Here is a 24,390-nt window from a genome sequence, read left to right on the forward strand (position 1 = left end):
CCCAACCTCAGACTCGGAGCGATCATCGTGACGCCTGAATCCCACTCCCTGACCGGCCGGGACCTCACCAGTACAGATGACGCCGGACCCGTCCCGCCGCCCGGCTGCCCGGCTCACGGCCGCGGCCCCGGCGGAGCGCACAGGCTGTTCGGCTCCGAGGCGGGGGACCTGGGAGCCCTGTACGAGAAGATGCGCGCCGAACACGGTGCGGTGGCGCCCGCGCTGCTCCACGACGACGTGCCGATCTGGGTGGTGCTCGGACACAGCGAGAACCTGCACATGGTGCGTTCCCCCGTGCACTTCACCCGGGACAGCCGGGTCTGGGCACCGCTGCTGTACGGCCACATCAAGCCCGACCACCCACTGACACCGCACTTCGCCTGGCAGCCCATCTGCTCGTACGCCGAGGGAGACGAGCACCTGCGGCTGCGCGGCGCCGTAACCGGCGCCATCTCGACCATCGACTACCGGGGGCTGCGCCGCTACATCAACCGCGCCACCCAGGCCCTCGTCAACCGGTTCTGCGAGGAGGGCCGCGCCGACCTGGTCGGCCAGTTCGCCGACCATCTGCCGATGGCGGTGATGTGCGAGGTCCTCGGTATGCCCGACGAGTACGGCGACCACATCGTGCACGCCGCCCGCGACATGCTCAAGGGCACCGAGACCGCGATCGCCAGCAACCAGTACATCGTGGACGCCCTCACCCGGCTCACCGCCGCGCGCCGGGCCCAGTTCGAGGACGACTTCACCAGCCATCTGATCAACCACCCGGCAGGGCTCACCGACGACGAGATCAGGGAGCATCTGCGGCTGGTCCTGATCGCGTCCTACGAGGCCACCGCCAACCTCCTTGCCAATGTGTTGCGGGTGGTGCTCACCGATCCGCGGTTCAGGGCCCAGCTCAACGGCGGGCAGATGACGGTGCCCGAGGCGGTGGAGCAGTCCCTGTGGGACGAGCCGCCGTTCAGCACCATCCTCGGCTACTTCGCCAAGCAGGACACCGAACTGGGCGGCCGGCGCATCCGCAAGGGCGACGGACTGCTGCTGGGCATCGCGCCCGGCAACGTCGACCCCCGGGTACGGCCCGACCTCGCCGCCGGCATGCAGGGCAACCGCTCCCACCTCGCCTTCGGTGGCGGCGCGCACGAGTGCCCGGGTCAGGACGTCGGCCGTGCCATCGCCGACACCGGCGTCGACGCGCTGCTGATGCGGCTGCCGGACATCCGGCTGGACTGCGACGAGGACGAACTGCGCTGGACCGGGTCCATCGCCTCGCGCCACCTGATGGAGCTCCCGGTGCGGTTCGAGCCGAGGCCGCCCCAGGAGGAGACACAGCGGCCCGCCATGCACGCGGTGCCGCACCAGCGCCCCGGCTGGCTGATCACGACTCCCGGACCCGAGACCACCGGGCCGGCGCCCGAGCCGGCGGCCGCTCCGCCGGTGTCGCCCCACCCCGCCGCCGGGCCGTCCCCGGCGGACCCGGCCGGCGAGCGTAGCCGCCCCGGACTGTGGCAGCGGGTGCTGCGCTGGTGGCGGGGCGACTGAGCCGCTATCGGGCCCACTCGTCGTACGCCGACCAGGCCTGGAGGATCCGCCCGCTGACGAAGCGGTGCTCCCGCCCCGTGACCGGATCGGTGAACTCCAGCGACCGCGCCAGGAGTTGGAGCGGGTGCCGGAAGTCACCGTCCGGTCGTGGGTCGGCGACCAGCGGATAGAGGGGATCGCCGAGGATCGGCAGTCCCAGCGCGTTCATGTGCACACGCAGTTGGTGGGTCTGGCCGGTGCGGGGGAGCAGCCGGTAGCGCCCGCGCCCGCCGTGGTGCTCCAGCAGTTCGATCCCGCTGACCGCGTTGGGCTCGCCCGTGACCTCCCGGGCCGCCATGACCCCGCGCTCCTTGACGATCCGGCTGCGGACGGTCAGCGGCAGCGCGACCTCGGGCCGGTAGGGGGCGACGGCCTCGTACTCCTTGAGGACCCGCCGGTCGCGGAACAGCGTCTGGTAGCTGCCGCGCTCCTGCGGTCGCACCGTGAACAGAACCAGCCCGGCGGTGAGCCGGTCGAGCCGGTGGGCGGCCGACAGGGCCGGTATGCCGAGGTCGCGGCGCAGCCGGGCGAGGGCGGTCTCGGCGACATGGCTGCCGCGCGGGGTGGTGGCGAGGAAGTGCGGCTTGTCGGCGACGACGATGTGCTCGTCGCGGTAGACCACCTCGACCGGCGCGGGCACCCGCACCTCGTCGGGCAGCGCACGGTGGAACCACACGTACATGCCCGGTACATACACCGCGTCGGGCGGGACGGCACGGCCGTCCGCCCCGACGATCCGGCCCGCGTCGAGCATGCCGTCGATGACCCCGTCCCCGGCCGCGAGCCGGGCCACGAGATGGTCCCGCACGGTGGCCCACTCGCCGTCGAACGGGAGTCGCACCCGTACGGGATCGACCCCGTCGCGCTGGGGGAGGGGAGAGGGTGGGATCCGGGCCTTACGTCGCATCACCGCCAAGCGTACGAGGTGCCGCGGTGGCCTGGCCGATCAGGCGGATGGGTCCCGGGTGGCTGGCTCCGCTGCCAGAGCCCGGCGGATGGAAGGCGATCGGCATTCCGGTGCCGGCCGTCTTCGGGGACTCTCAGCGACCAGTCCTGCGGAGCCACCGCAGGGCCGCCACCAGCTCTGCGCCGAAGGCCTTGCGCACCGCGAACGCGATACATCGTGTGTGTTGACTCCCGGATCCCGGTCGCGATATGTTCGTGCACGGATATTCGGAGACGGATCGAGGTGAACCTCCGTGGCGACGAAACGCCGAAAGCTGGCCAACCCGCTGGCACTCGCGGTCATGGTGCTGCTCACCGAGAAACCCATGCACCCGTACGAGATCGCCCAGACCCTGCGCCGCCGCGGCAAGGACACCAGTCTGAAGATCAACTACGGGTCGCTCTACACCGTCGTCCAGAATCTGGAGAAACACGGTTTCGTCGAGGTCGCCGATGTGCAGCGCCAGGGCAACCGGCCCGAACGCACGCTCTACGGCATCACGGACGCTGGCCGGGAAGAGGCCACCGAGTGGCTCTCGGATCTGCTGGCCGTCCCCGCGCAGGAGTTCCCCATCTTCGAGGCGGCGCTCTCGCTCATGGGAGTGCTCCACCCCGACGAAGTGACCCGTCTCCTCAGGGAGCGGCTGGACACCCTCGAGGTGCAGGCCGCGAGCGCGCGCGGTGGCCTGGAGAAGCTCTACGAGACGCTTCCCCGGCTCTTCCTCGTCGAGACCGAGTACAAACTCCACATGATCGAGGCGGAGGCCGCGTGGGTGCGCGGCTTCCTCGCGGAGATCAGGTCGGGCACGCTGCCCGGCGTCAAGGAGTGGCGGACCTTCAGTGAGACGGGGGAGGTCCCCGAGGAGTTTGCGCAACTGGACGGCGGCGAACGCGAAAGTCCGTAGCCGCCACAAGGAGAGGACCCCGGCAGGGCTGTTGCAGCAGTCCCGCCAGGGTCTCGAACCCCGAGCTGAATCCGCCGTGAGGCACATCCAGGCGATCGAGGTGCGGCACACCCAGGATAGCCCGGTGCTCTTCACACGGATCAGCCGTCATCCGCTGATCCCGGCGGCGTGCCCTCCGCGCATGTGGACCCGCCGCCCGCTGTCCAAGGAGAGCAGTCGTCATGACCACCCGTGCGCCCGCAGTCGAGGCGCGCCAGCTGATCAAGACCTATTCCGGCGATGTCACCGCGCTGAACGGCATGGACATCACCGTCGAGCCGGGCACCGTCTTCGGGCTCCTCGGCCCGAACGGCGCCGGGAAGTCCACCGCCGTCAAGATCCTCACCACTCTGGCCCGCCCCGACTCGGGCTCGGCCACCGTCGCAGGCCACGACGTGCTGCGCCACCCCGACCGGGTACGCCGCGCGATCGGCGTGGTCGCGCAGAACTCCGGTGCCGACCCGGTCGCCACCGGCCGCGAGAACCTCCAACTCCAGGGCAGGCTATACGGCTTGAAGGGCCGGGCGGTCAACGCACGGGTGGACGAGCTGCTCGAGCGCTTCACGCTCACCGATGCCGCCGGCCGCCAGGTTAAGGGCTACTCCGGTGGTATGCGACGCCGTCTCGACGTCGCGCTCGGACTCGTGCACCGGCCGGAAGTGCTCTTCCTCGACGAGCCCACCACCGGACTGGACCCGGAGGCCCGTACCGCCATGTGGGAGGAGATCGCCCGGCTCGCCGGCGAGGAGGGCCTCACCATCCTGCGCACCACGCACTATCTGGAAGAGGCCGACCGGCTCTCCGAGCGCATCGCGATCGTCGACCGCGGCCGGGTCGTCGTGGAGGGCACCCCCGACTCGCTCAAGGGTGAACTGCGCGGCGACGCCGTCCACCTGGAACTGCGCGAAGCCGTCGGCGATGCCGGACGCACGCTGCTCAGGGGCGCCCTGGTCGGGCTGCCCGGTGTGCACGAGGTGCACCTGGACGGGCGCCGAGCCAGCGTACGCGCCGACGACGGTGCGGCGGCGATGCCCGCGCTGCTGGCGGCGCTCGAGCGCGCCGGGGTCGGTGTCGCCGCGGCGACCGTGGCCCGCCCCTCGCTCGACGACGTGTACCTGCGTTACGCGGGCCGGCGTTTCTCCGAGGCCGAAGCCGAGGACGCCGGTGTCCTCGCCCTTGCCGGAGGTGCGCGATGAGCACAGCCGTCTCGCAGACCTGGTACATGACCCGGCGTCAGCTCATGGTGTTCGCACGGCAGCCCGCGTACGCCGTCATCACCCTGATCCAGCCGGTGATCTGGCTGTTCCTGTTCGGCAACCTCTTCAAGAAGGTCGTGGAACTCGGCGGCTTCGGCACCACCTCCTACCTGGACTACCTGGTGCCGGGCGTGGTCGTGATGAGCGCGCTCAGCTCCAACATGTGGGCGGGCATGGGCACGCTGGAGGAGATCCAGCGGGGCACGCTCAACCGCTTCTTGACCACACCGGTCAGCCGGGCCGCGCTGATGAACGGCAACGTCGTCAACAACGGCCTGATCACCGCCCTGCAATCCGTGATCATCGTGCTGCTCGGACTGCTGGGCGGGGCCGACTACCCGGGCGGTGCCGGTGGGGTCGCGATCCTCGTGCTCGCCTCCGTGCTGCTCGGCACGGTCTTCGGGGCGCTGTCCAACGCGCTGGGCATGCTGGTGCAGGAGCGGGAGTCGATCATCGGGATCAACACCTTCCTGCTGCTCCCGCTCACCTTCCTGTCCTCGGCGTTCATGGCGCCGTCCCAGATGCCCTCTTGGATGCGGCACATCGCCGACTTCAACCCGCTCAACTGGGCGATGGTCGCGGGCCGTTCGGCGATGTCCCAGCACCCCGACTGGGGTGCGGTGAGCAGCCGGGGCGGGGCGCTGCTGGCGCTCGCGGTCTTCGCGGTGTGGCTGTCGATCCGGACGTTCCGGTCCTACCAGCGTTCGGTGTAGGGGTCCGGAGCAGGACGAAGGGGGCGGCACCCAGCGGGTGCCGCCCCCTTGCCGATGTCTCACGCGGCCGGTGCCGCGCCCTCCTGCTCCGCCTCGATCCGCGCGTTCCACTCCCGCTTCGACGCCTGCCAGCCGTCCTCGTTGTGGCCGAGCCGCCAGTACCCGGAGATCGACAGGTCCTCGCGTGCGATGTGGTGCTCCACCCGCAGCAGCCGGCGCAGCTCCTTCACGAAACTGGCCTCACCGTGCACGAAGGCGTGCACGCGGCCCTCGGGGAACTCCAGCGCGCGGACCGCTTCCAGAAGCGCCTTGCCGACCGGCCGGTCCCCGCGGTGCAGCCAGACCACCTCCACATCGGAGTCGATCTTCTGCTCCTCCTCGGGACCCGAGACCTCCACGAAGGCGTACGCCTCCACCCCCTCCGGCATCGCCTCCAGGGCGGCGGCGATCGCGGGCAGCGCGCTCTCGTCCCCGGCGAGCAGATGCCAGTCGGCGCCGGCGTCCGGGGCGTAGGCGCCGCCGGGGCCCATGAAGCGCACGGTCTGCCCCGGCTGGACGCGCAACGCCCAGGGCCCGGCGAGGCCCTCGTCGCCGTGGATGACGAAGTCCAGCGTCAGCTCGCGGTGTTCGGGATCCCAGGCGCGCACGGTGTAGGTGCGGACCACCGGCCACTGGTCGCGCGGGACTTCCTCGCGGATGCGCTGCATGTCGAAGGGTTCCGGGTAGGTGACGCCCTCGGCCGGGAAGAGCAGCTTCACATAGTGGTCGGTGCAGGTGCCCACCGTGAAATCGGCCAGGCCGTCTCCGCCGAGCACCACCCGCTGCATGTGCGGGGTCAGTCGCTCCGTGCGGACGACCTGCGCGGAGTGGGTCCTGCGGCCCCCGCCTGCCGGGCGCTCTGCCATGACGGCCTCCCAGTTCCCTCGCTTAGGTTTACCTAAGCTAGCACCTCGATCCAGTAGACACCTCTCCCAGGAAGGCTTGCTCACACCCCTTGCCGGAACCGTCACATGCCGAGCGTGGTGAGCAGGCGCTGCAGGGAGCCGCCCAGGCCCCAGCGGGCCGCGAGTGCGTCCACTGCGGCGGGGTCGCGCGGGGCACGGGGCAGGGCCGGGTCCACCTCGGGCAGCGGCACGTCGCCGGCGACGTGGACCACCTCGGGCGCCACGGCGACATACGGGCGGGCCTCGTCCAGCCGCTTGCGCTGCGCCGGGGTGAGCCGGGACGCCGGGTCGTCGACCGCGGCCATGATCCCGGCCAGGTCCCCGAACTCGGTGAGCAGTTTCGCGGCGGTCTTCTCGCCGATGCCCGGCACACCCGGAAGCCCGTCGCTCGGGTCGCCGCGCAGCAGTGCCAGATCCGCGTAACCGGGTCCGTCGACACCGTACTTCGCCCGCAGGAACGCCTCGTCGGTGAGCTGGAGCGTCCCGACGCCCTTGAGCGGGTACAGCACGCGTACCCCGCGGGCGTCGTCGACCAGTTGGTACAGGTCGCGGTCGCCGGTGACGATGTCCACCGGGCCCTTCGCGCGGGCCGTGTACGTGCCGATCACGTCGTCCGCCTCGTACCCCGCCACACCCACGCGCGCGATGCCCAGCGCGTCCAGGACGTCCTCGATCACCGGCACCTGCGGGGACAGCGTGTCCGGCACCTCCTCCTCGTCCGGGCCCGCCGCGTGTTCCTCGGCCACGCGGTGCGCCTTGTAGGACGGGATCAGCTCGACCCGCCAGTGCGGGCGCCAGTCCGCGTCCATACAGGCGACCAGGTCGTCCGGGCGATGGTCGCGGACCAGGCGGTCGATGAATTCGAGCAGCCCGCGCACGGCGTTCACAGGCGTGCCGTCCGGGGCCTTCACGGATTCCGGGACGCCGAAGTAGGCGCGGAAGTAGAGCGAGGCGGTGTCGAGGAGCATCAGGCGTCGGGTCACCTTGCGCATCATGCCGTACGGCACTGACGGCATACTGCCGCGCCGAGCGCTACGTGGCACCCGTTAACGTCCTGTGAAGAGAAACACCTCTGCGTTTGCCCTGGACAGCCGAGGGCAGGCGCGGCTCGGAGCGATGCCGATTGCAGATTCAACGTTTGCAGCGGCTCGCAGGCTTCGAGACGAGAGGTACGCAGTGGCAGCCACGCTTGAGGCCGAGCACCTGTACAAGGTGTTCGGGAGACGACCGGACGAGGCGGTGGAACGGCTCCGGCAGGGAGCCGGCCGCGAGGAACTGCGCGCAGACGGCACCACTGCCGCCGTGATCGACGCTTCCTTCACCGTGGCGCCCGGGCAGATCTTCGTCGTCATGGGCCTGTCCGGATCGGGCAAGTCCACGCTGCTGCGCATGCTCAACGGACTCCTCGAGCCCACCGGCGGACACGTGCGCTTCGACGGCCAGGACCTGACCGCTCTCGGCCCCCGCGAGCTGCGCGAGGTCCGCTCACGGAAGATCAGCATGGTCTTCCAGCATTTCGCGCTCTTCCCGCACCGCAGCGTCCGTGAGAACGCCGCCTACGGCCTGGAAGTGCAGGGCGTGCCCCGCGCCGAGCGCGTCAAGCGTGCCGACGAGGCGCTCGCCCTGTGTGGCCTGGCCGGCTGGGAGAAGTCCTGGCCCGACGAGCTGTCCGGCGGTATGCAGCAGCGTGTGGGTCTCGCCCGCGCCCTCGCCACGGACGCCGATCTGCTGCTGATGGACGAGTCCTTCAGCGCGCTCGACCCGCTGATCCGCCGTGACATGCAGGACCAGCTCCTCCAGCTGCAGAAGACCCTGAAGAAGACCATCGTCTTCATCACGCACGACCTCAACGAGGCCATGCGCCTCGGCGACCGCATCGCCGTGATGCGGGACGGCCGGATCGTGCAGATCGGCACCGCCGAGGACATCCTGGTGCACCCGGCCGACGACTACGTCGCCTCCTTCACCCAGGACGTCGACCGCTCCAGGGTGCTCACCGCGGGAGCCGTCATGGACACGTCCGTGCGGGGCGACGAGGCTGACTGCGACTGCGCGACCGCGACGCCCGCCACGCCGTTCGTGGAGCTGTGCGCGATCAGCGCCGGCGTCAGCCACCCGGTCGCAGTGCTGGACGAGGAGCGCCGGCTTGTGGGCGTCGTGCCCCGGCAGCGCCTCGTCGGTTTCCTCGGCGACCGGGCGGAGGGGCCCGAGCCCTGCGACTGCCCGCAGGACAAGGGCGGGAAGGTGACCGCTCGTGCCTAGGATCCCGTTCGGCGACTGGGTCAACTCCGCCGTCGACTGGCTGCTGCACCACATGGGGTGGCTGTTCGACTTCTGCAAGATCGTGTTCCAGGGCACCTTCGAGGGCATCGACACCGTCCTGCAGGCTCCCGAGCCGCTGCTGCTCGCGGGCATCCTCGCCGTGATCGCGTTCTGGCTGCGCGGCACGTCCGCCGGCCTCCTCACCTTCGTGGGATTCGCCTTCATCGACTCCCTGGAGCTGTGGCAGGACGCGATGGTGACCCTGTCGCTCGTTCTGGTGGCGACCCTCATCGCGCTCGTGATCTCCGTGCCCGTGGGCATCTGGGCGGCCCGCTCCGCACGGATCAGCGGACTGGTGCGGCCGGTGCTCGACTTCATGCAGACGCTGCCGGCGATGATCTACCTCATCCCGGCGATCCTGTTCTTCGGCACCGGCGCGCCCGCCGGCATCGTGGCCACGCTGATCTTCGCCCTCGCACCCGGCGTCCGCATGACCGAGCTCGGCATTCGCCAGGTCGACAAGGAGCTCGTGGAGGCCGCCGACGCCTTCGGCACCACCCCGCGCAACACGCTGCTGCGCGTCCAGCTGCCGCTCGCCCTGCCCACGGTCATGGCCGGCGTCAACCAGGTGATCATGCTGGGCCTGTCCATGGCGGCCATCGCGGGCATGGTCGGCACGGGCGGCCTCGGCGGCGACGTGAACGAGGCGATCGGCCAGCTCAACGTGGGTCTCGGTGCCGAGGCCGGGGTCGCCATCGTCATCCTGGCGATCTACCTGGACCGGATGACCAGTGCTCTCGGCACCCAGGTCTCCCCGCTGGGCCGACGTGCGATCGCCCGGCTGCGCGCCGCGCAGGGTCTGAAGATCTGGTCGTACCGCCCCCGGCCCGCCGTGGCCGTGATCGGTGTGGTCGTGCTCGCGCTGGCCGCCGGCGGCATGGGCGTCTTCGGTGGCGCGGACAAGTCCGCCACCGCCGCCGACGCACAGAACGTCGGGCAGGGCAAGAAGATCACCATCGGCTACATCCCGTGGGACGAGGGCGTCGCCTCCACCTTCCTGTGGAAGGAGATCCTGGAGCAGCGCGGGTACCAGGTCGACGTCAAGCAGTTCGACGCCGGACCGCTGTACACCTCGCTGGCCCAGGGCGACGTCGACTTCGAGACCGACTCCTGGCTGCCGACGACGCACGCGCAGTACTGGAAGAAGTACGGCAGCCGGATCGACGACGTGGGCTCCTGGTACGGGCCGACGTCGCTGGAGCTGACCGTGCCCTCGTACATGAAGGGCATCGACTCGCTGGCGGACCTCAAGGGGAAGGCCGCCACGTTCGGCGGGCAGATCACAGGCATCGAGTCCAGCGCGGGCGAGATGGGCCTGCTCAAGAGCACGGTCCTGAAGAAGTACGGCCTCGACAAGGAGTACAAGGTCGTCGACAGCTCCACTCCCGCGATGCTCGCGCAGCTCAAGCGCGCGTACGCCAAGAAGGAGCCCATCGTCGTCACGCTCTGGTCGCCGCACTGGGCGTACAACGACTACGACCTGAAGAAGCTGAAGGACCCGATGGGCGCCTGGGGCAGCGGCGATTCGGTGCACACGCTCTCCCGCAAGGGATTCGCGCAGGACAACCCCGTCGTCGGGACCTGGCTGAAGAACTTCAAGATGGACGAGAAGCAGCTCACCGGCCTTGAGGCGGAGATCAACAAGGTCGGCCAGGGCAGGCAGCAGGACGCCGTGCGCAGCTGGCTGAAGAAGTACCCCGGGCTCGTGGACAAGCTCGCCCCCGTCCAGAACTCCGCCGCCGGCAGCCCGGCCGAGGCGAAGCGCGCCCTGAACGTCGCCTGGTTCCCCTGGGACGAGGACGTGGCCGTGACCTACCTGTGGAAGAACGTCCTGGAGCGGCGCGGCTACAAGCTGAACCTCAAGCAGATGGACGTCGGCCCGGTCTACACCGGTCTGGCGGGCGGCGACCTCGACCTCAACTTCGACGCGTGGCTCCCGTACGCGCAGCAGAACTACTGGGACAAGAGCAAGGACAGACTCACCGATCTCGGCACCTGGTACCAGCCGACGTCGCTGGAGATCGCCGTGCCCTCGTACGTCAAGGACGTCAGGTCCCTTGAGGACCTCAAGGGCAAGGGGAAGACCTTCGGCGGCCGGATCGTCGGCATCGAGCCGGGCACGGGCGAGATGAACCTCCTGAAGACGAAGGTGCTGCCTGGCTACGGCCTCGACAAGGAGTACAAGGTCGTGGACGGCTCCACGCCCGCGATGCTCGCCGAGCTGAAGCGCGCCTACGCCAAGAAGGAGCCCGTAGCCGTCGTCCTGTGGTCGCCGCACTGGGCCTACAGCGAGTACCAGCTCACCAAGCTGAAGGACGACAAGAAGCTGTTCGGCGAGGGCAACACGATCCGCACCATCTCCGCCCGGGCGTTCCCGGACCGGTATCCGCAACTCACGAAGTGGATCAAGAACTTCCGGATGAGCGAGGCCGAACTGGGCAGCCTGGAGAGCGAGATCAAGAACCGCGGTCAGGGCCACGAGGAGGCCACCGTGGCCGCATGGCTGGATCAGCACCCGGAGATGGTGGAGCGGATGGCTCCGCAGTAGTCCGTGCGGGTACCGCGTACCGGAAGGATCCGGACAACCCCGTCGGATCCGCGGTCCCGCCCAACATCACACCCGGCCGGCCGGGGGCGCCGAACCCTGTTTCGGCGCCCCCGGCCTCGTCGTGCTGCTCCAGGGCCCGCGGGCCTGAGTGCCGCCCCGCCACCACCCGCCCGCTCGGGCGGCCACGGCCGGTCCCACCGGCCCCGGCCGTCACTGGACCGGGGGCAGCCCCACAAGGCGGTTCCGTGCCCCTGGACAGCCCCTTCGCGCATGTCCCGGAGGAGGCGCGCGCCCGGAGGCGGATCGGCTCACCCGGTGGCGCGAACCGAGACACTCACCACTCTTGTATGTGACACCGATGTGACGGGCGCATGAAACGGTTTGCCGAACATGCGTAGGGTGCAGACAACTCGACAGAAGCAGTACACCGATGGACCATCGGACGGCGGCGACCCGCCCGCCGGGCAGCCCAACGGACCGACGAGCGAGGGAGGCAGCCGGAGCGATGGGCGACCACAAAGAACAGCCCCTTCGAGTGGGCACGGCCGTGCGGCGACGGCGCCGGGCGCTGGAGCTCACCCTTGCCGTGGTGGCCGAGCGCAGCGGGCTGTCGGTTCCCTTCCTGAGCCAGGTGGAGAACGAGCGGGCACGCCCCAGCCGGCCCTCCTTGGAGCGGATCGCCGACGCCCTCGGCACCACCGCCGTGGAACTGCTCGCCGCGGCCGACCCGGCGTGCAGCGTGGACGTTCTGCGCGCCGATGACGAGGAGCTCGCGCCGGAACGGCCGCGCATGCGTCCCCTGGTCCGCGGCCACCACCAGTTGCATGCGATGGAGTTCATCGGCGATCACGACGAGGGCCGCGAATTCCAGCACCGCAACGACGAGTTGATGTACGTGGTCGACGGCGCCGTCGAGATCGAGGCGGAGGGCCGGGCGCACCGGCTCGGGCGCGGCGACGCCCTGTATCTGAGCGGGGGAGTGCGCCACCGCTGGCGGGCGACCGTGCCGGAGACCCGGGTGATAGTGGTCGCGGTCGCGGACCATATCGAGGCGGTCGAGAACCCTCCGGGCCGGCGGTGATCCCCCCGGGGCGGTATGCACGCGGCCTGCCCGCCGACCCGGCGGCGCTTTCGGCCGACCCGTCCGGAGGACGGCCGTCCGGGTGCCGCGGAATACTGGCCGGTATGTCCGACGTCGGCCCCGGCACCCCCGGGGAAGGAGCCACCTCCCGTCCGCCGGCCGGCAGCGGGAGGCGGCGTCCATGATGCGTGTCGTCTCGCTCGTGCCCTCACTGACCGAGGCCGTGGCGGCCTCTGTGCCGGGCGCTCTGGCCGGTGCGACCGACTGGTGCACCCACCCCGCCGGCCTCGACGTCGTCCGGGTCGGCGGCACCAAGAACCCGAAGGTCGAGCGGATTGTCGGGCTCGCCCCCGACCTCGTGCTCGCCAACGAGGAGGAGAACCGCGAACCCGACCTCGCCGCGTTGCGCGAGGCCGGCCTCGAGGTCCTGGTCACCGAGGTGCGGACGGTCCCGCAGGCCTTCGACGAGCTGGAGCGGGCGATGACCGCCTGCGGAGCCCCCGGCCGGCCGCGGTGGCTCGAGGAGGCCGAGGCCGCGTGGTCCCGGCTGCCGGTGCCGCGGACCCGTACGACCGCCGTCGTCCCCGTCTGGCGGCGGCCCTGGATGGCGCTGGGCCGGGACACCTTCGCCGGGGACGTCCTGGCCAGGCTGGGCGTCGACAACGTCTACGCGACGCATTCGGAGCGCTATCCGCGGATCGCCCTTGAGGAGCTGCGGGAGGCGGCACCCGGGCTTGTTGTGCTGCCCGACGAGCCGTACCGCTTCACCGCCGCCGACGGCCCCGAGGCCTTCGAGGGGACACCGTGCGCGCTGGTCAGCGGGCGTCACCTCACCTGGTACGGGCCCTCGCTGACCGACGCGCCCCAGGTCATCGCCGAGGCGCTGCGAGCAGCTCGCCGTTGACGACACCCCGGCCCGTACCGACGGCGGCGAAGCACCACGCGGCGAGAAGCACGGCGTACAGGCCGATCGCGAGTCCGTCGAAGGCGGCGAGCCCGGTGCGCAGGGCGAGCGCCTCGGCCCCCGTGACACAGGTGCCGACCGGGAAGGTGAACGCCCACCAGGTCATCGCGAAGCCCATGCCCCGCCGCCGGGCGCGCACCACAAGTGCGGTGGCGAGCCCAAGCCACAGCAGGGCGAAGCCCAGCACCGGTACCCCGTAGAGCACGGCGAGGACGCCGAGTCCCCGGGCGTAGGGGCCCGGCACGACTCCCGTCGCCGCGCGCGCGGCCGCGGCGACCGCGGTGGTGGACTGGCCCAGCGGGCCGAGGACCAGGAACAGGGCCGGGGTCAGCGGCAGCGGCAGCGGGCCCGCGGTGAAGAGCCGGGCGACCACCAGCGGCAGCATCGTGAGCGTGGCGAGCAGACTGGCCCCGAACAGCGCGAACGACGCCAGCAGCAGCGTCTCCCGGGGCTGACCCGCGGGCAGGTGCGGGACGAGCAGCGGCCCCTGGGCCGCGGAGACCATGGGCGCGACCAGGGGCAGCAGCCAGACCGGAGTCGCCTGGCCCGGCTCGATCCGGTGCCGGACGATCATCAGGTACGGCACGGTGACGGCGACGACCAGGCCGGAGACGGTGCCGACGGTGAACAGGACGGCGTCCAGGGCGAGGGCCGGGCCCGACCCGATCCAGTCCCGGCCGACCACAACGGCGCCCCCGCCGACGGCGAGCAGCGCCATGGCGAGGCAGCCGTAGAAGGGGGCCGTGCCGGGGTCGTCGAGATGGGCGCGCGCCTGGTCGCGGTGGTGGATCCAGTGCACGGCCCGGGCGCACAGGAGGGCCACGAGCAGGACGAGCGAAAGGGCCCAGACGCCCGCGCAGACGGTCCGCAGCGCGGGCACCCGTGCGGCACCGGGCAGACCGGCCCCGGCCGTCGCGAGGATCGCGGTGCCCATCACGGCGGCGTACCAGTTCGGGCCGAGGTGCCGGACGGCGGGGGCGCGCCGTTGGGGGACAGTGAGAGCAAGGGGCTGGACTGCGGTGACCATGCGGTCCACGATTGCGCCGCGACGGCCGCCTCACCAGGGAGCGTGTCCCTATGACGACATAAGCTGGGTTTATGGGTGAGGACCTCGGGCATGCGGTGGCTGGTCTGGCGCACCGGGTGCCGGACCTGGGCGCGCTGGAGCTGCTGCTCGCCGTCGCCCGGCTCGGCAGTCTGGGCCGCGCCGCCCGGGAGCTGGGGATCACCCAGCCCGCGGCCAGCAGCCGGATCCGGTCGATGGAGCGGCAGCTGGGTGTGGCACTGGTGGACCGTTCGCCGCGGGGCTCGCAGCTCACCGACGCGGGGGCGCTGGTCACCGACTGGGCCCGGCGGATCGTGGAGGCGGCGGAGGCCTTCGACGCGGGGGCGCAGGCCCTGCGGGGCCGGCGGGACTCCCGGCTGCGCGTGGCCGCGAGCATGACCATCGCGGAGTACCTGCTGCCCGGCTGGCTGATCGCGCTGCGCGCCCAGCGGCCGGACACGGCGGTGTCCCTGCTGGCCGGGAACTCAGCGGCGGTCGCGGAACGCCTGCTCGCGGACGAGGCCGACCTCGGCTTCGTGGAGGGACTGGACGTGCCGGCGGGACTGGACGCGGCGGTCGTCGCCCATGACCGCCTGATCGTGGTGACCGCGCCCGGGCACCCGTGGGCGCGCCGCCGCAGGCCGCTGTCGGCCGCGGAACTGGCGTCGGCACCGCTCGTGCTGCGGGAGGAGGGCTCCGGCACCCGTCAGGTCCTGGCCACCGCCCTGGGCGGGCTGGCCCGCCCTCTCCTCGAGCTGTCCTCCACGACGGCGGTGAAGGCATCCGCGGTGAGCGGCGCGGGCCCGGCCGTCCTGAGCGAACTGGCCGTCGGAGAGGAACTCGCGGCCCGGCGGCTGGTCAGCGTCCCGGTCGAGGGCGTGCGGCTCGACCGCGAGCTGCGAGCCGTCTGGCGTACCGGCCACCGGCCGGCGGGGCCCGGCCGGGACCTGCTGAGCCTGACGCGGAGCCAGGACTTCCGGGTGGCTCCGTCAGCCGGTGGACGCGGCGCGGACCAGCGCCTTCACCACCCGTAGGTCCTCTCCCATCTCCGGGTGCCACTGGACGCCCAGCACCCAGTCGGCGGAGGGGAGTTCGATCGCCTCCACCGTGCCGTCCGCCGCGTGGGCCGAGGCGACGAGTCCCTCGCCGAGGCGGTCCACGGCCTGGTGGTGATAGGTCGGTACGAGGGTCTCCTCCGGTACGGCCCCGGCGTACAGCGTGCCGGGCACCGGTCGGACCGAGTGCCGGCCGAAGACTCCGACGACCTCCGCGTGCCCGTCGATGTGCTGGACGAGCGTGCCGCCGGCGGCGACGTTCAGCAACTGCATCCCGCGGCAGATGCAGAGCAACGGGGTGCGCGAGGCCAGCGCCGCCTCGATGAGGGCGAGCTCCCAGGAGTCCCGCTCGGGCGCGGGTGGTCCGGTCCGCGGGGAACGTGGCGCGCCGTAGCGGGACGGATCGACGTCCGGGCCGCCCGCGATGACCAGGCCGTCCAGCCGGGACACCGTCGCCGCCGCGTGTGCCGGATCGTCGGGCGGCAGCATCGCGGCCAGTCCTCCGCCCCGCTGCACGAGCCGCGGATAGCCGGCCGGCAGCAGCGCCGCGTCCAGCTCCCAGACGCCCCAGCGCGTACCGGCCTCCAGATACGTACTCACACCGATCAGCGGTCGTCCGGTCACTCGGGCCTCCCGGGATTCCAATGGCGCACAGCCATACCTTTACGCGGCGGGGGGTGCCGCATCAAGGCCGTGCGGCAGGCCTGTTCAGGCAAGGAAGCCCCGCAGCAGCGCCGCCGTCCCCGCGCAGTGCTCCCGCATGATCTCCCGCGCACCGTCCGCGTCCCCCTCGAGCACCGCGTCCACCAGCGCCTCGTGCTGGCGCTGCGAGTGCTCCAGGTTCCGCACCAGCAGGGGGATGCAGTCCAGCAGGTCGTTCACCGTCGCCCGGACGGCCGCGTACTGCGCCGTCAGCGACGGCGACCCGCCCAGCTCGGCCAGCGTGAGGTGCAGCAGGGTGTCCAGCCGCCGGTACTCCGCGAGGGGTGCGTCCTGCGCGCGGGCCAGCGCCTGGCGGAGCCGCCCGGCCTGCTCCGCCGTGAGGCCGTGCGCCGCGCACAGGCCCGCCGCCCCCACTTCGAGCACCTCACGGAACCGCAACACGTCCTCGATGTCGACCTTCTCGATGCGCCGGCGCAGCTCGTCCTCACCGCCCGCGTCGATGCGGGGCCGTACGAAGGTGCCGCCGTACCGTCCGCGACGCGACTCCACCAGGCCCTCGTCCTGGAGGACCTTCAGCACCTCGCGCAGCGTCACACGGCTGATGCCCAGCCGCTCCGCCAACTCCCGCTCCGCGGGTAGCCGCTCGCCGCCGGGCACCAGCCCGAGGCGCACGACCTGGAGGATCTGCTCCAGGGCCTCCTCGAAGCCGTTTCCGGCCCGCACGGGCCGCCACACCGGCGTCAGCCGGTCCTGCGGACGGCCAGGGCCGCCATCGGATTCCGCCTGCGGCATCTGGCCGCGCCCCCTTCCCAGGCAATGGTTCGCGGAAATACCTTATGGCTCTCGGCGGACCGAAGGAGACCTCCCGTGGCACACCGCACACCCCCGCTCGGCGTCGAGGAGCTGCACGCCCTCGTCTCGGGCGGCGAGATCGACACCGTCGTCCTGGCCTTCCCCGACATGCAGGGGCGTCTCCAGGGCAAGCGGTTCGCCGCGCGCTTCTTCCTCGACGAGGTCCTGGAACACGGCACCGAGGGCTGCAACTACCTTCTGGCCGTCGACACCGAGATGAACACGGTGGACGGCTACGACATGTCCTCCTGGGACCGCGGCTACGGCGACTTCGCCCTGCACCCCGACCTGAGCACACTGCGCCGGGTGCCGTGGAACGAGGGCACGGCCATGGTCATCGCCGACCTCGCGTGGAACGACGGCTCGCCCGTGGCCGCCGCCCCCCGCCAGATCCTGCGCCGCCAGCTCGACCGCCTCGCCACCCTCGGCCACAGCGCCCAGGTCGGCACGGAGCTCGAGTTCATCGTCTTCAAGGACACCTACGAGCAGGCCTGGGACGCCGGCTACCAGGGCCTGACACCGGCCAACCAGTACAACATCGACTACTCCGTGCTCGGCACCGGCCGCATCGAGCCCCTGCTGCGCCGTATCCGCAACGAGATGGCCGGCGCCGGCCTGACCGTCGAGTCCGCCAAGGGCGAGTGCAACCCCGGCCAGCACGAGATCGCGTTCCGCTACGACGAGGCCCTGGTCACCTGCGACCAGCACGCCGTCTACAAGACCGGTGCCAAGGAGATCGCCGCCCAGGAGGGGGTCTCCCTCACCTTCATGGCCAAGTACAACGAGCGTGAGGGCAACTCCTGCCACATCCATCTCTCGCTCGCCGACGAGCACGGACGCAACGTCATGGCCGGCCCGGACGGCGATCCGGGCGGGATGTCGCAGACCATGCGGCACTTCCTCGCCGGGCAGCTCGCCGCTCTGCGGGACTTCTCGCTGCTGTACGCGCCCAACATCAACTCCTACAAGCGGTTCCAGCCCGGCTCCTTCGCCCCCACCGCGGTTGCCTGGGGGCACGACAACCGGACCTGCGCACTCCGGGTCGTCGGCCACGGCCGCTCGCTGCGGTTCGAGAACCGGGTGCCCGGCGGCGACGTCAACCCGCACCTCGCGGTCGCCGGCATGGTGGCGGCCGGACTGTACGGAATAGAGCAGAAGCTGGAGCTTCCCGAGCCGTGCCCGGGCAACGCCTACACCGCCGCGTACGAGCACGTGCCGACGACCCTGCGCGAGGCCGCCGAGCTCTGGGAGAACAGCCCCGTCGCGAAGGCCGCATTCGGCGACGAAGTGGTCGCGCACTACCACAACATGGCCCGTGTCGAGCTGGCCGCCTTCGACGCCGCGGTGACCGACTGGGAGCTGCGCCGCTCCTTCGAACGCATGTGAAAGGTTCTTTCGTGCCGAACGAGCTCGAGCTTCAGGTACTCAACCCGGCCACCGAGGCGGTCGTCGCCACCGTTCCCGCCGCCGGTCCGGCCGACGTGGACGCCGCCGTGCTGCGCGCGGCGCGGGCGCAGTCCCGGTGGGCCGCTCTCCCGCCCGGCGACCGGGCCCGGCTGCTGCGCCGGTTCGCCGCGGCGGTCGACGAACATCTGGAGGAGCTGGCCCGGCTGGAGGTCCTCGAGGCGGGACACACGGTCGGCAACGCCCGCTGGGAGGCGGGCAACGTCCGGGACCTGCTCGACTACGCGGCCGGGGGAGTGGAACGCCTGACCGGGCGCCAGATCCCGGTCCCGGGCGGCCTGGACGTCACCATTCTCGAACCGCTGGGCGTCGTCGGGGTCATCGCCCCCTGGAACTTCCCGATGCCGATCGCCGCCTGGGGGACCGCTCCCGCGCTCGCGGCCGGCAACGCCGTCGTCCTCAAGCCCGCCGAGACGACCCCGCTGACCGCCCTCCGCCTCGCCGAACTCGCCCTGGAGGCCGGGCTGCCGGAGGGATTGTTCCAGGTCCTGCCCGGCCACGGGCCTGTCGCGGGCGCCGCGCTCGTCGAGCATCCGGGCGTGGCGAAGATCGTCTTCACCGGATCGACGGCCGTGGGGAAGCAGGTGCTGGCGAAGGGCTCCGCGCTGCTCAAGCGCGTCACCCTCGAACTCGGCGGCAAGAGCCCCAACATCGTGTTCGCGGACTCCGACCTCGGCGCGGCCGCGGCCGCCGCGCCCATGTCGTTCCTCGACAACTCCGGCCAGGACTGCTGCGCCCGCACCCGCATCCTCGTCCAGCGCTCCGCCTACGACCGCTTCCTCGAACTGCTCGCGCCCGCGATCGAGTCGGTCCTGGTCGGCGACCCTGCCGACGAGAGCACCCAGATGGGCCCGCTGATCTCCAGGACACAGCTGGAGCGGGTGCGTTCCTACGTCGCCGACGACGCCCCCGGTCTCCGCGGCAAGGCCCCCGAGGGCCCCGGGTTCTGGTTCCCGCCCACCGTCCTCACCGGCGTCGACCCGCGGGCGCGTGTGGCCGTCGAGGAGGTCTTTGGCCCGGTCGCCGTCGTGCTGCCCTTCGAGGACGAGCCCGACGCGATCCGCCTCGCCAACGACACCGCCTACGGCCTCTCCGGCTCCATCTGGACCCGCGACGTCGGCCGCGCGCTGCGCGTCTCCCAGGCTGTACGCGCGGGCAACCTGTCCGTCAACTCCCACTCCAGCGTCCGCTACTGGACCCCTTTCGGCGGCTACAAGCAGTCGGGGATCGGCCGCGAACTCGGCCCGGACGCCTTGGCCGCCTTCACCGAAACCAAGAACGTCTTCATCAGCACGGAGGGCCCCGCACAGTGACCGCTCAGACACCGGACACCATCTGCCGCCGCCTGGCCGGCCGAACCGCCGTCATCACCGGTGCCGGCAGCGGCATCGGTCTCGCCACCGTGCGCCGGCTCGCCTCCGAGGGCGCCCATGTCGTCTGCGGCGACGTGGACGAGACCCGCGGCAAGGCGGCCGCGGAGGAGGTCGGCGGACTGTTCGTCAAGGTCGACGTCACCGACCCCGAGCAAGTCGAGGCGCTGTTCAAGGCCGCGTTCGACACCTACGGCTCCGTCGACGTCGCGTTCAACAACGCGGGCATCTCGCCGCCCGACGACGACTCGATCCTGGAGACCGGCCTCGAGGCCTGGAAGCGGGTCCAGGAGGTCAACCTGACCTCCGTCTACCTGTGCTGCAAGGCCGCCATCCCCTACATGCGGCGCCAGGGCAAGGGCTCCATCATCAACACGGCGTCGTTCGTCGCCCGCATGGGCGCGGCCACCTCGCAGATCTCGTACACGGCCTCCAAGGGCGGTGTGCTCGCCATGTCCCGTGAACTGGGCGTGCAGTTCGCCCGCGAGGGCATCCGGGTCAACGCCCTGTGCCCCGGGCCGGTCAACACCCCGCTGCTGCAGGACCTGTTCGCCAAGGACCCCGAGCGGGCCGCGCGCCGTCTGGTCCACATCCCGGTCGGCCGGTTCGCGGAGGCCGAGGAGATCGCCGCGGCGGTCGCCTTCCTGGCCAGCGACGACTCCTCCTTCGTGAACGCCACCGACTTTCTGGTGGACGGCGGAATCTCGGGCGCGTACGTCACACCCCTGTAGGGGCAAAAGGGTACGGTCCACGTCATATGAGACATCTCTTGGCGTGGACCCTGGCCGCGGCCGCCGTACTGGCGGCCGCGCCGCCTTCGCCGACCGCCACCGACCGCCCCCCGAAGTGCCCCCGGCTGAGCGGGGATTGGTATGGCGACAACCGTGAACGCCTGCAACGGGTGATCGACGAACGGGGCAGCTGCTCCGCGTCCGCCCGCCGCCCGGTCGCCGTCTTCGACTGGGACAACACGGTCACCAAGAACGATGTCACCGACGCCACCCTCTACTGGGCACTGGCACACGACAGGATCCTGCGCCCGGCCCGCTGGAAGCACACCAGCGAGTGGCTGACCGATGCGGCCGACCGGGCCCTCAGCGAAGCCTGCGGCACCGCCACCCCCGTGGGCGCGCCCCTGCCGACCTCCACCGAACCCCGCTGCACGGACGAGATCCTCGAGATCTACGAGGACGGCACGACCATGAGCGGTGAGGCCGCCTTCGCAGGCCGCTGGAACCACCGGCGCACCATCCCGCAGTACGTCTGGGTGCCCCAACTCCTCGCGGGCCACACGGTCGCCGATGTCTCCTCGTACGCCCGCAGGGCGCGCGCGGAGGTCCTCGCGGCACCTGTCGGCGCGACCCGGGTCCTCGGCACCCACACGGTGCCGGCGTACGCCCGCTACTACGACCAGCAGCGCGATCTGATCCGCACGCTCCAACAGGCCCGGTTCGACGTCTACATCGTCTCCGCCGGCTTCGAACCCGTCACCGAGGTGTGGTCGCGCGGTGCCGGCGTGGACGCCGCACACACCATCGCGATCCGCTCGGTCCTCGACCGCCGGGGCCGTATCACCACCCGTACCGAGGGCTGCGGAGACGTCCCCGCGAGCCGGGGCGAGGTCATCCCGTACATCGACGGCAAGCGGTGCTGGATCAACCAGGAGATCTACGGCGTCCGGGGCGCCGCCGCCTGGCGGAAGCAGGACGCGGCGCACCGGCCCGTGCTCGCGGCGGGCGACGCCGACACCGACGTCACGTTCGTCCGCGACGCCACCGGCGCCCACCTGGCGATCAACCGCAACAAGAGCGAACTGATGTGCAGGGCGTACGACGACGCCGACGGCCGCTGGCTGGTCAACCCCATGTTCATCGAACCGCTCCCGCGCAGGCCGGAACCGTACCCGTGCTCCACGACCGCCTACAACGAGCCGGACGGGAGCCGGGGACCGGTCCTGAGAAGGGACGGCTCGGTGGTGCCTGACCAGAAGGACACGGTGTACGGGGCGAGTTGAGACGGGACCGGCGCGGTGCCGCCGGGCACGGCCTAGAGTGGCCGGGATGAGCAGTACGCCTCCGCCCGGCTGGTACCGCGACCCGTCGTACCCACTCACCGAACGCTGGTGGGACGGGACCGGATGGACGGACCACCGGCGCCAACCCGAGGTGCACGGGCCGCCGCCGCTCCCGCCGCAACCGGTGGACGGCGGGGGCTCCCGGCGAGCCAAGGCGGTCGCGCTCGGTACGGCCGGGGCCGTACTGATCGCGGCGATCGTCATCGGGGCGGTGGTCCTCGGACACGACGGCCGGAGCGCCGCACAGGCCGGACCTGCGCCCACGGCGGTGACGTACGCGCCGACGAGCGCCGCCGGCTCGCCGGCCGCGTCCGCCTCCGCCATCGGGGACGCGGATGTCGTCGTGGACGACCTGAACGGCATCACCTTCCCCGTCCTCAAGGGTTGGGCAAAGCCCGAAAACGTCGCCGAGGACGACGTCGTGCTGACCACACCGGGCACCTACGACTGCCCGGGCGACCCCGGTCTGTGCCGCCACGGCCGGGTGCTCTCACGGACCGCCAATGCGGGCCCGGGCGCAACCGCCCGGTCGCTGGCCGAAGGTGACATAGCGGAGGCCGCGGACGCGGAGTACGACCGCGACACGATCGGCAGCCGGCCCTTCGGCGGCATCACGTCTCACCGGCTGGTGAAATCCGGTCAGATCGCGGTCGCGGGCCGGGCCGGGTACTTCGTCCGCTGGCGCGTCAGCACCGCGAAAGGGCCCGGAGGTTACGTCCAGTCGCTGGCCTTCCCCTCGGGCGTCGGCTCGGGGGCGCCCGTCATCGTCCGCTTCGCCTTCGACGCGGGCGCCGACGGACCGCCGCTCGCTGACATGGACAGGATCACCAGGGGCATCCGACCGGTCGGCGACGCGGCGACGGGCGGGGGAGTGGGCAGCAGCATCGGGCCCACCCGCTGAGCGACCGGCCCGGCAGCCCGGAGGGCCTCGAAGGTCAGAGGAACGTGCGCCCCTCGCCGCGGTACGTCGGTACGGTCGCCGTGACCTCGGCACCCTCGACCAGGTGCAGCACGTCGAAACGCTCGCACAACTCGCCTGCCTTGGCGTGCCGGAACCACACCTTGTCGCCGATGAGGAGATCGTCGGCGGGTGCGCCCAGCAGCGGCGTCTGCACCTCGCCCGCCCCTTCCTGGGGGTCGTACCGCAGCCCCTCGGGCAGATGGGGGACGGGCAGCCGGTCAGGGCCCGCGGCGCCCGACGCGGGGTAGCCGCCGCCCAGCACCGTCACCACCCCGACACCCGGCCGGCGCACGACCGGCAGGGCGAACAACGCGGCCGGACGGCCGTGGAACGAGGTGTAGTTGTCGAACAGTCGCGGCACATACAGCCCCGAGCCCGCCGCGATCTCGGTCACCGCGTCCTCGGCGGCCGTGTGCTGGACGCTGCCCGTACCGCCGCCGTTGACGAACTCCAGGTCCGGTGCCACCGCCCGGACGGCGCGCACCACTTCGGCACGGCGCTGGGCGAGTTCCCTGCGCGCCGCGGCCTGCATCAGCCGGATGGCCCGCGACCGCACCGGGCGCCCGGCCACCGCGTCGCCGACACCGGCTATGTGGCCCTCGTACGCCATGATCCCGACCAGCCGGAAGCCCGGCGTGCGCGCCACCACCCGGGCCAGCTCGGCGACCTGGGCCGGCGAGTGCAGCGGTGAGCGCCGCGCGCCGACCCGGACCCGCCCGCCGAGCAGCTTGAGCGAGGTGTCCAACTCCAGGCAGACGCGCACCTCTTCGGTGCCGCCCTGGCGGGCGTCGTCGATGAGGCGCAGCTGGGCCGGGTCGTCGATCATCACCGTGACGGCGGAGGCCAGCTTGGGGTCGGCGGCCAGTTCGGCGTAGGCCTGCCGGTCGGCCGACGGATAGGCGAGCAGGATGTCGTCGAACCCCGAGCGCGCCAGCCACAGGGACTCGGCGAGCGTGAAGGACATGATGCCCGCGAAACCGTCCCGGGCCAGGACCCGTTCGAGCAGGGCGCGGCAGCGAACCGACTTGCTGGCGACCCGGATCGGCTTGCCTCCGGCCCTGCGGAGGAGGTCGCCGGCGTTGGCGTCGAACGCCTCCAGGTCCACGATCGCGACGGGAGCGTCGAGATGAGCGGTGGCCCGGTCGTAGCGGGCCCTGTCTGCGGCGCGGGCAGTCATGAACGAAGCCTGCCAGATGCGATTACCGCAGGGTAGGGGGACGATCCGGGCAGATGCCGCGGTGCTGCGGACTGGTTCCCGTTCGAGGCGCTTCAACCCGTAGAGTGACGCGCACGCGGGGAAGCGGTGGCCCCGCCCGGGCGGGCACGCCCGGGATGGGTGGCCGCACGCGCGGGTATGCCTGCCCGGACGGGGCGGCGGCCCCGCTCCACGCAGACCGGCCGCTCCCCATAGGCGGTCGATCGCCCGGCACGGTCCGGGGCGGCCCGGCCACAACGAAACGGGGGGTGCATGAGCACGGAAGCGCGCCGCGCCTCCATCCCTCCGCGCCCCACGACCCCGCCGCGCCCGTCCACCCCGCCGGATGAGCCGGCCGAGACGGCACCGAACCGCATGTCGTCCGCGCCGCACGACCCGTCCCGCGCTCG

21 protein-coding genes are annotated in these 24,390 nt (G+C 71.7%); 14 read left to right on the top strand and 7 right to left on the bottom strand.

Annotation, left to right across the window (positions count from 1 at the left end; translation table 11 throughout):
• Positions 1 to 27 precede the first annotated feature (27 nt).
• Positions 28 to 1,545, top strand: a complete 1,518-nt coding sequence (locus ACQEXA_RS42745; RefSeq protein WP_433132702.1) for a cytochrome P450 — start codon at positions 28 to 30, stop codon at positions 1,543 to 1,545.
• Positions 1,546 to 1,549: 4 nt separating this feature from the next.
• Here ACQEXA_RS42745 and ACQEXA_RS42750 read toward each other — a convergent pair whose 3' ends face one another.
• A complete protein-coding gene (locus tag ACQEXA_RS42750) occupies positions 1,550 to 2,491 on the bottom strand; it encodes an RluA family pseudouridine synthase (protein ID WP_432925864.1) in 942 nt (313 codons plus the stop codon).
• 292 nt (positions 2,492 to 2,783) lie between these two features.
• Between ACQEXA_RS42750 and ACQEXA_RS42755 the strand changes: the two genes are divergently transcribed.
• The 3 genes from ACQEXA_RS42755 (at position 2,784) to ACQEXA_RS42765 (ending at position 5,442) form a co-directional block, all read left to right on the top strand.
• On the top strand, positions 2,784 to 3,434 hold the full coding sequence (locus ACQEXA_RS42755; RefSeq protein ID WP_433132704.1) for a PadR family transcriptional regulator: 651 nt from the start codon (positions 2,784 to 2,786) through the stop codon (positions 3,432 to 3,434).
• Between the two features lie 221 nt (positions 3,435 to 3,655).
• Positions 3,656 to 4,669, top strand: a complete 1,014-nt coding sequence (locus ACQEXA_RS42760) for an ATP-binding cassette domain-containing protein (RefSeq protein ID WP_433132706.1) — start codon at positions 3,656 to 3,658, stop codon at positions 4,667 to 4,669.
• Positions 4,666 to 5,442, top strand: a complete 777-nt coding sequence (locus ACQEXA_RS42765; protein WP_359389708.1) for an ABC transporter permease — start codon at positions 4,666 to 4,668, stop codon at positions 5,440 to 5,442. The genes ACQEXA_RS42760 and ACQEXA_RS42765 overlap by 4 nt, the downstream gene beginning before the upstream one ends.
• A 59-nt stretch (positions 5,443 to 5,501) precedes the next feature.
• On the opposite strand, the gene ACQEXA_RS42770 is transcribed toward ACQEXA_RS42765, so the two are convergent.
• The gene (locus tag ACQEXA_RS42770; RefSeq protein ID WP_432925857.1) at positions 5,502 to 6,347 is read right to left on the bottom strand and encodes a siderophore-interacting protein; all 846 of its coding nucleotides are present in this window, start codon (positions 6,345 to 6,347) and stop codon (positions 5,502 to 5,504) included.
• A 101-nt stretch (positions 6,348 to 6,448) separates the two neighbouring features.
• Positions 6,449 to 7,378 carry a 5'-3' exonuclease gene (locus ACQEXA_RS42775; RefSeq protein ID WP_359390228.1) on the bottom strand — a complete coding sequence of 310 codons (930 nt, stop codon included), beginning with the start codon at positions 7,376 to 7,378 and terminating at the stop codon, positions 6,449 to 6,451.
• A 184-nt stretch (positions 7,379 to 7,562) separates the two neighbouring features.
• On the opposite strand from ACQEXA_RS42775, the gene ACQEXA_RS42780 reads away from it, so the two are divergent.
• The 4 genes from ACQEXA_RS42780 to ACQEXA_RS42795 all read left to right on the top strand — a co-directional run bounded on the left by ACQEXA_RS42780 (position 7,563) and on the right by ACQEXA_RS42795 (position 13,241).
• Positions 7,563 to 8,648, top strand: a complete 1,086-nt coding sequence (locus ACQEXA_RS42780) for a quaternary amine ABC transporter ATP-binding protein (protein WP_361003106.1) — start codon at positions 7,563 to 7,565, stop codon at positions 8,646 to 8,648.
• Positions 8,641 to 11,256: an ABC transporter permease/substrate binding protein gene (locus tag ACQEXA_RS42785; protein ID WP_432925855.1), complete on the top strand. Its 2,616-nt coding sequence runs from the start codon at positions 8,641 to 8,643 to the stop codon at positions 11,254 to 11,256. Before ACQEXA_RS42780 ends, ACQEXA_RS42785 begins: the two co-directional genes overlap by 8 nt.
• 505 nt (positions 11,257 to 11,761) lie before the next feature.
• A complete protein-coding gene (locus tag ACQEXA_RS42790; RefSeq protein ID WP_359389720.1) occupies positions 11,762 to 12,337 on the top strand; it encodes a helix-turn-helix domain-containing protein in 576 nt (191 codons plus the stop codon).
• Between the two features lie 184 nt (positions 12,338 to 12,521).
• A complete protein-coding gene (locus ACQEXA_RS42795; RefSeq protein WP_432939014.1) occupies positions 12,522 to 13,241 on the top strand; it encodes a helical backbone metal receptor in 720 nt (239 codons plus the stop codon).
• Here the strand turns inward: ACQEXA_RS42795 and ACQEXA_RS42800 are convergent.
• Positions 13,207 to 14,328, bottom strand: a complete 1,122-nt coding sequence (locus tag ACQEXA_RS42800; RefSeq protein ID WP_432925853.1) for a TDT family transporter — start codon at positions 14,326 to 14,328, stop codon at positions 13,207 to 13,209. The two genes, ACQEXA_RS42795 and ACQEXA_RS42800, sit on opposite strands and share 35 nt — an antisense overlap.
• A gap of 71 nt (positions 14,329 to 14,399) precedes the next feature.
• On the opposite strand from ACQEXA_RS42800, the gene ACQEXA_RS42805 reads away from it, so the two are divergent.
• On the top strand, positions 14,400 to 15,380 hold the full coding sequence (locus tag ACQEXA_RS42805; protein WP_432925851.1) for a LysR family transcriptional regulator: 981 nt from the start codon (positions 14,400 to 14,402) through the stop codon (positions 15,378 to 15,380).
• Here ACQEXA_RS42805 and ACQEXA_RS42810 read toward each other — a convergent pair.
• Positions 15,336 to 16,025, bottom strand: a complete 690-nt coding sequence (locus ACQEXA_RS42810; protein WP_432925849.1) for a gamma-glutamyl-gamma-aminobutyrate hydrolase family protein — start codon at positions 16,023 to 16,025, stop codon at positions 15,336 to 15,338. The genes ACQEXA_RS42805 and ACQEXA_RS42810 overlap by 45 nt on opposite strands.
• A gap of 84 nt (positions 16,026 to 16,109) precedes the next feature.
• Positions 16,110 to 16,856: a FadR/GntR family transcriptional regulator gene (locus ACQEXA_RS42815; protein ID WP_432925847.1), complete on the bottom strand. Its 747-nt coding sequence runs from the start codon at positions 16,854 to 16,856 to the stop codon at positions 16,110 to 16,112.
• Between the two features lie 75 nt (positions 16,857 to 16,931).
• On the opposite strand from ACQEXA_RS42815, the gene ACQEXA_RS42820 reads away from it, so the two are divergent.
• Genes ACQEXA_RS42820 through ACQEXA_RS42840 form a run of 5 tightly spaced genes read left to right on the top strand, consistent with a single transcriptional unit; the run spans position 16,932 to position 22,725 of the window.
• Entirely contained in the window at positions 16,932 to 18,302 is a 1,371-nt protein-coding gene (locus ACQEXA_RS42820; RefSeq protein WP_432925845.1) for a glutamine synthetase family protein, read from the top strand.
• A gap of 11 nt (positions 18,303 to 18,313) precedes the next feature.
• Positions 18,314 to 19,693, top strand: coding sequence for an aldehyde dehydrogenase family protein (locus ACQEXA_RS42825; protein WP_432925843.1), 1,380 nt, complete (start codon positions 18,314 to 18,316; stop codon positions 19,691 to 19,693).
• Positions 19,690 to 20,481 carry a 3-oxoacyl-ACP reductase gene (locus ACQEXA_RS42830; protein ID WP_432925841.1) on the top strand — a complete coding sequence of 264 codons (792 nt, stop codon included), beginning with the start codon at positions 19,690 to 19,692 and terminating at the stop codon, positions 20,479 to 20,481. Before ACQEXA_RS42825 ends, ACQEXA_RS42830 begins: the two co-directional genes overlap by 4 nt.
• Before the next feature lie 26 nt (positions 20,482 to 20,507).
• Positions 20,508 to 21,764: a haloacid dehalogenase-like hydrolase gene (locus tag ACQEXA_RS42835; RefSeq protein ID WP_432925839.1), complete on the top strand. Its 1,257-nt coding sequence runs from the start codon at positions 20,508 to 20,510 to the stop codon at positions 21,762 to 21,764.
• 46 nt (positions 21,765 to 21,810) lie between these two features.
• On the top strand, positions 21,811 to 22,725 hold the full coding sequence (locus tag ACQEXA_RS42840) for a DUF2510 domain-containing protein (RefSeq protein ID WP_432925837.1): 915 nt from the start codon (positions 21,811 to 21,813) through the stop codon (positions 22,723 to 22,725).
• Positions 22,726 to 22,759: 34 nt separating this feature from the next.
• On the opposite strand, the gene ACQEXA_RS42845 is transcribed toward ACQEXA_RS42840, so the two are convergent.
• Complete coding sequence (locus ACQEXA_RS42845) at positions 22,760 to 23,962, bottom strand: amino acid deaminase/aldolase (protein WP_432925835.1); 1,203 nt, start codon at positions 23,960 to 23,962, stop codon at positions 22,760 to 22,762.
• Positions 23,963 to 24,390 lie beyond the last annotated feature (428 nt).

Source organism: Streptomyces sp. CA-106110 (genome assembly GCF_050936285.1).
Lineage (GTDB): Bacteria > Actinomycetota > Actinomycetes > Streptomycetales > Streptomycetaceae > Streptomyces.